Source organism: Amycolatopsis rhizosphaerae, assembly GCF_007713715.1.
Taxonomy (GTDB): domain Bacteria; phylum Actinomycetota; class Actinomycetes; order Mycobacteriales; family Pseudonocardiaceae; genus Amycolatopsis_E; species Amycolatopsis_E rhizosphaerae.
On sequence record NZ_VJWX01000284.1, the window covers coordinates 1 to 9,219 of the forward strand.

The window sequence follows — 9,219 nt, forward strand, 5'->3', positions numbered from 1 at the left end:
GCACCACCCTCGGCCACCACGACCAGTTGTCCCCCGCGTCCAGCCCCACGTCGGAGCCGCGCAGGCCGCTGCGCGCCAGCAGCGCCAACCGGTCGCGCAGCCGTTCCGCCGCCGCAGGCCGGTCCCGCCACCAGCCGTCCGGCCGTGAACCGACCACGTTCGCGCCGTCCACCACCAGCACCAGTTCGCGCCCGAGCTGCTCGTGCAACGCGGGCCAGGCCGCGGCGAAGTCGTGGTGCAACGGGAAGGCCGCCACCTCCGACGGCGGCACCCAGCGCAGCTCGTCGCTTTCGTCGTTCATCACCTGCTCGCGCAGGGGCCATCGCGGCACCGCGAGCACCGTGGTGTAGCTCCAGCCGCCGTGCTCGGCCGTGGACGCCGCCACCGGGCGGACCGCGGTGGCCGGGACCGCGGCCTCCTCCTCCGCCTCCCGTACTGCGGCCTCCCACGGCTTTTCGGTGCTGCGCAGCGCCCCGCCCGGTAACGCCCACGTGCTGCCGTGGTGGGTCCACCAGGCCCGCCGCTGCAGCAGCACCCCTCGCCCAGGATCGGTCAGCAGCAGGCCTGCCGCGCCATAGCGGCCCCAGTGCCGGTGCCCGCCAAGACACACCACGAACCCGTCCCCGTCAGCGCAAGCGGCGTCGTCAGGAGCGGGGGACAGTGGCACGGCGAGCCTCCGGGAACAAACGGACCGACTCCCCCAGCTTGTCACACCGAACGCTCAGCATGCGCCTTCCAGCGCGAGAGCCGCCGCCCCCACCATCGCCGCGTCGTCACCCAGATGCGCGGTGCGGATCCTGGCCAGTGGCCGGTGCCGCGCCCCGGTGATCGCGCCCGCGTAGTGCTCGCGGGCCTCGTCGAGGAACAGCGTCGAAGAGCCGGACACCCCGCCCCCGATGACCACGATCTCCGGATCGAACACGTCGGCGACCAGCGCGAGCCCCTCACCCAGCCATTTCGCCAGCTCGGCCACCGCGCGCTGGGCGACCGGATCGCCGTCCCGCGCCGCCCGCGCCACCCGGCGGCCGGTGATCGCGCCGGGATCCTCCGCCATGTCCCGCGCCAGCACGGTGGACTGGCCCGGCTGCCGGGCCATCAGCTCGATCGCCGTCGCCGCCAGCGCGGTACCGCTGCAATACCGCTCCCAGCAGCCGTATTTGCCGCACGGGCAGGCCCGGCCGCCGGGCACCACGGTCAGATGCCCCAGCTCCGGCGCCACCCCGTGGGCGCCGCGGTAGATCTCGCCGTCCAGCAGCAGCCCGGCCCCGATCCCGGTGCCGATCGCCACCAGCGCGGCCACCCGCGCACCCCGCGCCGCACCGAAGCGGTGCTCGCCCAGCGCGGCGGCGTTCGCGTCGTGTTCCAGGGTCACCGGCAGGCCGACCCGCTTGGCGATGCGCTCCGCCACCGGGGCCGCCCGCCACGCCAGATGCGGCGCGAACATCACGGTCTCCCGGTCACTCGCCACGAACCCGGCGACCGCGAGCCCCACCGCGACCACCTCGTCGTACCGGTTGCGCAGTTCGTCGATCACCCCGGAGATCGCGTCCTCCAGCGCGTTCTCGTCGCTGGGGGTACCCGCCCTGGCCGTGTCCACGACGAACCCCTGCTCGTCCACCACGGCCGCCCGGACACTCGTCCCCCCGACGTCAAGGCCGATCGCCCGCACTAGCGCTCCCCGGTCCCGTCCCGCCAGCGCACCGGGATGCGCTGCACCCTGGCCGAGGCGGCGGGCTCGGGCTCTTTCGGGGCGGGCTGGAAACCGGGCATGTGGAAACCGTGCTCGGGCTCCCAGCGGTCCGCCAGCACGGCCCGCAGCAGCGCGACCAACTGGGCCAACTGCTCGACCAGGCGGGCGGCCAGCTCCGGCCGTTCACCCCGCGCCACCGCGACCACCGCGCACAACGGGCACCACCCGCAGCTCGACGGTTCCCGCTCGTCCACCCCGTGCCCGGCGGCCACCAGGCCATCCAGCCACGGCGCCGCGCGCTCGATCACCATCTCCACCAGCAGACGGATCTCCTCGGCGAGGCTCGCCCCCTCGTTTTCGGTCACGCGGGCCTCCTGTGTTCCGCGGGACACCCGCACCCGGTCGGCCCCCATGACCAGCCCCCACCATTTTCGGTCACGCGGGCCTCCTGTGTTCCGCGGGACACCCGCACCCGGTCGGCCCCCATGACCAGCCCCCACCATTTTCGGTCACGCGGGCCTCCGGGTCAGCGAAACGACCAGTCCACGGGCATCCGATTCGGCTCCGGTGATGTGGCAGGACCGCAGGACCTCCGGCAGCGCGACCAGCCTCCGGAACCCGTCCACGGTGATCGCCAGGTCGTCGTCGACCCTGGCCAGGTCCACCCGGGAACCGGCACCCAGCGGCATCGCCACCCGGAGCCGGTACTCACCCTCCATTTCGGACACCTCGAGCAGCGGTGCGATGCCCTCCGCCTTGTCGGGCAAGGGATCGCCTTCGCCATACAGGTCCCCGGCGATCTCCAGCAGCGCTTCCCGCCCGACCGGCTCGACCGCACGGTGCTCCACCTTCGCGAACTCCCGCACCCCGGCCTCGGCGAGTTCGGCGAGCACCGCGTCCTGCTCGCGGCGGCGGGTGCGCATCCACGCGGCCGCCGCACCGCGCCACACGCCCGGCGCCGGCATCAGCCGGTTCACGATGACCCCGTCCACGCGGATGCCGCGCAGGGCCAGCGAGCTCAGCGTGCGCCGGGCCTCGGCCACGACCACCCGTTCCGGGGTCAGGACCAGGCGCACCCCGGTCAGCGCGGGATCGGTGAGCAGGGCCCGCAGCGATTCCACGTGCGCCGCCAGCCGCCGCACCGATTCGACCGTGCCCCGAGGGCCCACGAGCTTGAGCTGCCACACCCGGTTGAGGTACCCGGAAACGGCCTCCGGAAGCGCCAGCAGCCGCAGGGTCTCGGCGGTCGGCCCGCAGTCCACCACCACCGTGTGCCAGCGGTCCAGCTCGGCCAGCCGCTGCACCTCGGTGAGCGCGAGCAGTTCGTCCACGCCGGGCAGCACGGTGAGCTCCTCGGCGTCCAGTGCGTCGATCCCGGCCCCGGCCAGCGCCGAGCGCAGCTTGCCCCGCAACTCCTGCCACACCCCGTCGACCAGGCCCCGCGAGTCGATCTGGACCCCGTCGAGACCGTGGTGGATCTCGGCGGGCTCGCCGCTCAGCGGGCGGGCGAAGGCGTCGGCCAGCGAATGCGCCGGATCCGTGGACACCACGAGGGTCTTGCGACCCCGTGCGGCCAGCCTCGCCGCCGTCGCCGCCGCGAGCGTCGTCTTGCCGACGCCCCCCTTGCCGGTGAACAGCAGCAACCGCGGCATGTCCGTCAACGCCCCCTCTTCCCGCCGCTCAGTCGAGCTCCTCCACCCGGCGCTTCAGCTCCTTGAGCGCGGTGTCCATGACCATCTTCTCGGCCTTGCGGCGCAGCAGGCCAATCATCGGCAGCACCAGTTCGACCGAAAGCGTGTAGGTCACCCGGGTGCGCCCCGCGGCGATCTCCTCCAGGTGATAACGGCCGTTCTGCGCCTTCTGCATCTGCCCCTTGACCAGATGCCAGCTCACCGAGCGGCCGTCGTCCGCCCACTCGTATTCGAGCGTGTAGACGTCCTTGATCGGCCCAGCGTCCAGCGTCAGGCGCACCTGTTTGGCGTTCCCGGAGCCGTCGTCGACGAGCAGCACCTCCGTCTGCTGGACCTGCTTGGCCCATTCCGGGTACGACCCGAAGTCCGCGATCACCGCCATCACCTGCTCCGGCGGCGCTTCGACCTCGATGGACTGCGTGGACTGGTCGGCCATGGCGGAGAGGTTACAGGTCCGGGGGCCATCACCACCGCAGCACGTACGGGCGCTGTGTCACCTTGAAGTGCCCGACGTTGCGGCATTCGGTCCCTCCGACGCGCAGTCGCGCCGACAACGGCTGGTGGACGTGCCCGAACAGCGACCACCTCGGCCGCTCGGTGATGATCAGCCCGGCCAGCGCGGCCGAGCCGAGTTCGTGCTTCCTGGCGACCACGTCATAGGTGAGTTCGGGGAAGGCGGGCGGCACGTGGGTGCACAGCACGTCGATGCCGGTCAGCTTCGCCACCGAAGCGTCGAACTCCTCGGGCGGCCGCAGGTAGGGCCGCCAGACCCGGCCGGGCCGCGCCGTCGGCACCCCTTCCGGCAGGACCACGCCCCCGGTGAACCCGAACCGCAGGCCGCCGATCTCGACCACCTCGCCGTCGACCAGCGTCACCCCGTGCCCGGCGAACTCCGGCCACAGGTGCGGCGAGTCCACGTTCCCCGGGATGGCGTACGTCGGCGCCTTCATCGCGGCGAACAACTCGGTGTACTGCGCGCGGATCGCCTCCTCGACCGCGGCGGCCGGATCGTCGAGGGTGGCCCACAACGACCGGGAGTAGGCCACCGCCTCCGCCCGCGTGCCCTCCCGCCGCAGCCGGGCGAAGGCCGCCACCTTCTCGGGGCCGAAGAGCGTGCCGAGGATGCCCTTGTCGTGCTCGTGGTAGTCGACGAAGTCGATCAGATCGCCCAGCACGATCAGGGCGTCCGCGCCTTCACCCGCCCGGGCCAGCGCCTCGGCGTTACCGTGGACGTCGGAGACGACATGAACCCGCATGAGGCGAGCTTAGAGGGCACTCCCGTCGATGGGTACGCACCGCGCACCGTTGCGCACGCGACGGCAGGGCGGGCTGCCCGGACGCCCGTGGCGGGAGGGTCAGGCGGGCTGGGGGCGCGGCGGTATCCCTGGCTCGCGCCCGTCCTCGAGGATCTCCTTCAGTTCGAGCGAGATCGCCTTGGCCGCGCGGGCCCGGTGGTCGAACTCGCGACGGAGATCACGTGGCCGCCGCGGCGGGGTCGCGGGCGTCGCGCGCAGGAAGTAGTGCAGCAGTGTGCCGTCCAGCACCGGCTCCAGCCATACCTCCATCGTGCCCACCAGTGCACCCCGCACCGTCCATCGCAGACCCTTGTCGCCACGGTCCGTGTAGACCTCGAGCCGCAGGTCAGGCCAGTACCGACGCCAGGCGGCCGGGTCGGCGAAGGCGGCCGCGACGGTGGCGGGGGGCACCGCCAGGAAGGTCTCGTCGACGATGTCGATCGCGGGCGGTGCGCTGTTCGGCGTGCTCACAAGTGTCAGAATGACATGAGATACGCAACTTGGTCGTAAGGTGGTGCTGACGCTAAGTTGACTGGCGAGTAACACCCAGAACGCGGAGGTCCCCGTGCGCGAGTACAGCGCCCCGGCAGCGAAGCCGGTTGCCGATGACGAGAACCTCGGCGACATCTTTTGGGCGAATGCTGAACGGTTCCCGGAGGCCATCAGCTTCCGGCGCCAGGTCGAAGGTTCCTGGCTCGATGTGACCGCTCGCGAATTCGCCTCCGAGGTGCTCGCCGTGGCCAAAGGCCTGATCGAGGCCGGCATCGAGCGAGGCGACCGCATCGGCCTGATGTCGAAGACCCGGTACGAATGGACGCTGCTCGATTTCGCCATCTGGGCGGCGGGCGGCGTCGTCGTGCCCATCTACGACACCTCCTCGGCCGAGCAGATCGACTGGATCCTGTCCAATTCGGTCGCCAAGGCGGTCTTCGTCGAAACCGACGAACACCGCGCGAAGGTGGACGAGGTCCGCGACCGTCTTCCCGACCTGCAGTTCGTCTGGCAGATCGAGACCACGCACAGCGACAGCGCCGTCAAGGAGCTGACCGTGCTCGGCGTCAAGGCCGCCGACGACGTGGTGCACGACCGCCGCCGGGCGGTCGCCGCCGACGACCTCGCCACCATCGTCTACACCTCGGGCACCACCGGCCGCCCCAAGGGCGTCGAGCTGACCCACCGCAACCTGCTCGCCGAGATCCGCGCCGACATCGCCGCGTTCCCGCAGCTGATGGAGGCGGGCAACTCGCTGCTGTGCTTCCTGCCGCTGGCGCACGTGCTGGCCCGTGCCATCGCCCTCACCGCGATCGCCGCGCGCGTCACGCTGGGCCACACCCCGGACGTCAAGAACCTCGTCGCCGACCTCGGCTCGTTCCGGCCCACGTTCGTGGTGGCGGTGCCGCGCGTGTTCGAGAAGGTCTACAACGGCGCGAAGCAGAAGGCGCACGCCGAGGGCAAGGGCTCGATCTTCGACCTCGCGGAGTCGGTCGCGGTCGACTACAGCCACGCCCAGGACAACGGCGGCGCGGGCCTGCTGCTCAAGGCCAAGCACTTCGTGTTCGACAAGCTGGTCTACAGCAAGCTGCGCGGCGCGCTCGGCGGCCGCTGCATCGCCGCGGTGTCCGGCGGCGCCCCGCTCGGCCCGCGCCTGGCGCACTTCTTCCGTGGCATCGGTGTCCCGGTGTTCGAGGGCTACGGCCTGACCGAGACCTCCGCGGCGGCCAACGTGAACACGCAGTCCGCGTTCCGGGTGGGCACCGTCGGCAAGCCGGTGGCGGGCAACTCGGTGCGGATCGCCGAAGACGGCGAGGTGCTGCTCAAGGGCGACGTCGTGTTCCGGGCCTACTACAACAACGAAGCGGCCACCAAGGAGGCGCTGGAGGACGGCTGGTTCCACACCGGCGACCTCGGCGAACTCGACGACGACGGGTTCCTCAGGATCACCGGGCGCAAGAAGGAGATCATCGTCACCGCGGGCGGCAAGAACGTCGCCCCGTCCGGTCTCGAGGACACCCTGCGCGCGAATCCGCTGATCAGCCAGGCCATGGTGGTGGGCGACCGGCGGCCGTTCATCGGAGTGCTGGTCACCATCGACGAGGAGTTCTTCCCCGCCTGGAAGGCCCAGCACGGCAAGCCCGCGGACGCCACCGTCGCCGACCTCACCGGCGACCCCGACCTGTGCGCCGAGGTGCAGGCCGCGGTGGACGAGGCGAACAAGCAGGTGTCGAAGGCCGAGGCGATCAAGAAGTTCGTCATCCTCGGCCAGGACTTCACCGAGGCCAGCGGCGAGATCACGCCGAGCCTGAAGCTCAAGCGCAACGTGGTGTCGAAGAACTACGCCAACGCCATCGAAAACCTCTACCAGAAGTAGCCCTGGCGAGTCCCACGCTCCGCACCTTGTGTCCCACGCTCCGCACCCCGAGTCCCACGCTCCGGGGGCGGAACGTGGGACACAAGTGTCTGAAGGTGGGACTCGCGGGAGTCAGTAGGCGGTCAGGGAGGCGATCTTCCAGGTGCCGTCGATCTTGCGGGCGAGGATCTCCAGGCAGCCGCTCGCGGAGGTCTGCTGGTTCGACACCGTGTTCAGCGTCTGCTGGTCGACGAACAGCAGCAGGTGCGCGGTGTCGGCGGTCAGGTCCCGCACGCCGGCCGAGCCGACCGTGGTGGTGCGCACCAGTTTCTGGTCCGTGGCCTGCTGCTTCGCGGCGGTGTACCCGGCCTGGTACTGGGTGACGGCCTGGTCCACCAGCACGCTCGCCACGGCGCGGTCGGTGCGGGCGAGATTGCCGTAGTCGTAGGAGAAGATCGCCTTCACCGCGGCGCCGACCTGGTCGCGGACCTCCGCCGTCGCCGCCTGATCGGCCAGGGCGGCGTTGCCGCTGCTCAGCGCGTTCGCCTCGAGCGCCGACCACACCGCCAACCCGCCGCCGAGCACGACCACCGCGGTCAGCGCGGCGAGCACGGTGGCACGGCGCCGCTGCAGCAGGTTCGCCGCCCGCCGCAGGCGAGGGCGCGGCTCCGGCACGGCGGAGACGTCAGAGGCCCCGGTTTCGGCGACGCCATCGGCCTCGGCGGCAGCCCCGGTTTCGGCGGCAGCCGGGGTGGGACGGGGTTTCCGCAGGCCGGTGCCGGAAGCGGCCGGGCGGGGACGCGGCCTCGGTCGCGGACGGGGCCGCTCGTCCGTCGTCTCCGTCGTCTCGGTCATCCCGCCCCCTGCACGGCGCTGATCTTCCACCCCGACTCGGTCCGCGTCAGCGTAACGTTCAACCGGCTCCGGCTGGGCGCGGCGGCGGAGCCGTTGGTGCTGAGCTGGATGTCCACCACGGCGATCACCCTGGCGGTGCCGCCACCCTCGTCGAGTTCGGTGACGGCGGCCTGGCGCACGCTCGCGGTCGCGATCGTCCTGCTCGTCACGGCGCGGTCGAGCTGGAGTTGCCGGTCCCCGGAGAGGTTCTTGCCGAACTGCCCCGTGGTGACCTGGATCCAGCGGTCCAGCGCGGGCCCCGGGTCGTGGTAGTCGATGGTGTTGAGCGCGGTGAGCGCGTCGGTCGCCGCGGCCCACAGCGTTCGCCGCCCCAGTCGCGTCACCGTGGTGTAGGCCGCGACGAACCGGTCGGCGTGGGCCGCGTAGCCGGCCCGCAGCGCGGCGGCGAGCGCGTGCTCGTCCGGCACGACGGTGGCCTGCGGCAGGGTTGCTCCCGGGTCCGAGGGCAGGCAGTGGAAATCGGCCCCGATGAGGGCGATGCCGTCCGGATCGGGGCGTTGGCCGCCGAGCCGGAACGCGAGGTCGGCAGGCCGCAGGGAGGGCACGCGCCGCTCGTGGTGCAGCAGGAGCGCCGCCGCGTAGGCCGGTACCCGCAGATACCAGGTCATCACGTATCCGGCGGCGGTCCGGCCGGGTGCCTGCCCGTATTCGCCGTGCAGCCACTCCGCGAGCCGCTTGTGCCAGGGGCCGAAGCGGGCCGGATCGGCCAGTAGGGCGTCGCAGGGCAGCCATTCGCCGGTGCCGGACAGGTCCGTACGGAGTTCCACGCGCTGCTGGCGGGCCGAGGCGCGGGCCACCGAAGCGGCCAGGTCCGTCGGTGGGGCCGTGTCGATGGCGTCCTCCCGGCACTGTTAGGCGTGCCTTACCTTACTAGGCTTCCCGGCGGCGCTCAGCGGGGCGCCAAGGTCGTGTTCGCGGTGAGCGGACAAAGGTCGTCCGGGGAATCCGGAAGACGGGGAGTGCGTTGTCCCCAACGTCAGTTACCAGCGAAGACGTCGGACCGAAGGATGGTCGGCGCACTGACTTCTGTGAGCTAATCCGCCCTGGTGGCCCTCCGGTGGGACCGGTTGGCTACTACAGTGGACCTACGGTGCTGTATCCATCGACCTCGTGATGGAGAATCACCGCCGGCGCAGCAGTCGAGGGAGTGGGAATGTTCGAGAGGTTCACCGACCGCGCGAGGCGGGTGGTCGTTCTGGCTCAGGAAGAGGCCAGGATGCTCAACCACAATTACATCGGCACCGAGCACATCCTCCTGGGCTTGATCCACGAGGGTGAGGG

Annotated in this window: 11 protein-coding genes; 2 read left to right on the forward strand and 9 right to left on the reverse strand. The window is 71.4% G+C overall.

Annotation, left to right across the window (positions count from 1 at the left end):
• The 7 genes from FNH05_RS24240 to FNH05_RS24270 all read right to left on the reverse strand — a co-directional run.
• Nucleotides 1–613, reverse strand: a 613-nt coding sequence (locus FNH05_RS24240) for an NUDIX domain-containing protein (RefSeq protein WP_246127919.1), incomplete at its 3' end; no start/stop codon positions are given.
• Between the two features lie 108 nt (nt 614–721).
• Nucleotides 722–1,669 carry an ROK family protein gene (locus tag FNH05_RS24245; RefSeq protein WP_144591016.1) on the reverse strand — a complete coding sequence of 316 codons (948 nt, stop codon included), beginning with the start codon at nt 1,667–1,669 and terminating at the stop codon, nt 722–724.
• Nucleotides 1,669–2,103, reverse strand: a complete 435-nt coding sequence (locus FNH05_RS24250) for a hypothetical protein (RefSeq protein ID WP_425458485.1) — start codon at nt 2,101–2,103, stop codon at nt 1,669–1,671. The genes FNH05_RS24245 and FNH05_RS24250 overlap by 1 nt, the downstream gene beginning before the upstream one ends.
• 96 nt (nt 2,104–2,199) lie before the next feature.
• Complete coding sequence (locus FNH05_RS24255; RefSeq protein ID WP_144591025.1) at nt 2,200–3,342, reverse strand: ArsA family ATPase; 1,143 nt, start codon at nt 3,340–3,342, stop codon at nt 2,200–2,202.
• A gap of 28 nt (nt 3,343–3,370) precedes the next feature.
• The gene (locus FNH05_RS24260) at nt 3,371–3,817 is read right to left on the reverse strand and encodes an SRPBCC family protein (RefSeq protein ID WP_144591017.1); all 447 of its coding nucleotides are present in this window, start codon (nt 3,815–3,817) and stop codon (nt 3,371–3,373) included.
• A gap of 28 nt (nt 3,818–3,845) precedes the next feature.
• On the reverse strand, nt 3,846–4,637 hold the full coding sequence (locus FNH05_RS24265; RefSeq protein WP_144591018.1) for a metallophosphoesterase family protein: 792 nt from the start codon (nt 4,635–4,637) through the stop codon (nt 3,846–3,848).
• A 99-nt stretch (nt 4,638–4,736) separates the two neighbouring features.
• Nucleotides 4,737–5,147 carry a polyketide cyclase / dehydrase and lipid transport gene (locus FNH05_RS24270; protein ID WP_144591019.1) on the reverse strand — a complete coding sequence of 137 codons (411 nt, stop codon included), beginning with the start codon at nt 5,145–5,147 and terminating at the stop codon, nt 4,737–4,739.
• A gap of 94 nt (nt 5,148–5,241) precedes the next feature.
• Between FNH05_RS24270 and FNH05_RS24275 the strand changes: the two genes are divergently transcribed.
• On the forward strand, nt 5,242–7,044 hold the full coding sequence (locus FNH05_RS24275) for an AMP-dependent synthetase/ligase (RefSeq protein ID WP_144591020.1): 1,803 nt from the start codon (nt 5,242–5,244) through the stop codon (nt 7,042–7,044).
• A 111-nt stretch (nt 7,045–7,155) separates the two neighbouring features.
• Here FNH05_RS24275 and FNH05_RS24280 read toward each other — a convergent pair whose 3' ends face one another.
• Nucleotides 7,156–7,878, reverse strand: a complete 723-nt coding sequence (locus tag FNH05_RS24280; RefSeq protein WP_342781606.1) for a hypothetical protein — start codon at nt 7,876–7,878, stop codon at nt 7,156–7,158.
• Nucleotides 7,875–8,705, reverse strand: a complete 831-nt coding sequence (locus FNH05_RS24285) for a hypothetical protein (RefSeq protein ID WP_144591021.1) — start codon at nt 8,703–8,705, stop codon at nt 7,875–7,877. The genes FNH05_RS24280 and FNH05_RS24285 overlap by 4 nt, the downstream gene beginning before the upstream one ends.
• 386 nt (nt 8,706–9,091) lie before the next feature.
• On the opposite strand from FNH05_RS24285, the gene FNH05_RS24290 reads away from it, so the two are divergent.
• Nucleotides 9,092–9,219 (forward strand): Clp protease N-terminal domain-containing protein (locus tag FNH05_RS24290; RefSeq protein WP_144591022.1); only part of this gene is annotated, 128 nt, incomplete at its 3' end.

Bases quoted from the DNA above. Each gene is read 5' to 3' on its own strand.
- FNH05_RS24250 (WP_425458485.1), bottom strand. From the start codon at position 2,103: ATGGGGGCCGACCGGGTGCGGGTGTCCCGCGGAACACAGGAGGCCCGC.
- FNH05_RS24255 (WP_144591025.1), bottom strand. From the start codon at position 3,342: ATGCCGCGGTTGCTGCTGTTCACCGGCAAGGGGGGCGTCGGCAAGACG.
- FNH05_RS24260 (WP_144591017.1), bottom strand. From the start codon at position 3,817: ATGGCCGACCAGTCCACGCAGTCCATCGAGGTCGAAGCGCCGCCGGAG.
- FNH05_RS24265 (WP_144591018.1), bottom strand. From the start codon at position 4,637: ATGCGGGTTCATGTCGTCTCCGACGTCCACGGTAACGCCGAGGCGCTG.
- FNH05_RS24280 (WP_342781606.1), bottom strand. From the start codon at position 7,878: ATGACCGAGACGACGGAGACGACGGACGAGCGGCCCCGTCCGCGACCG.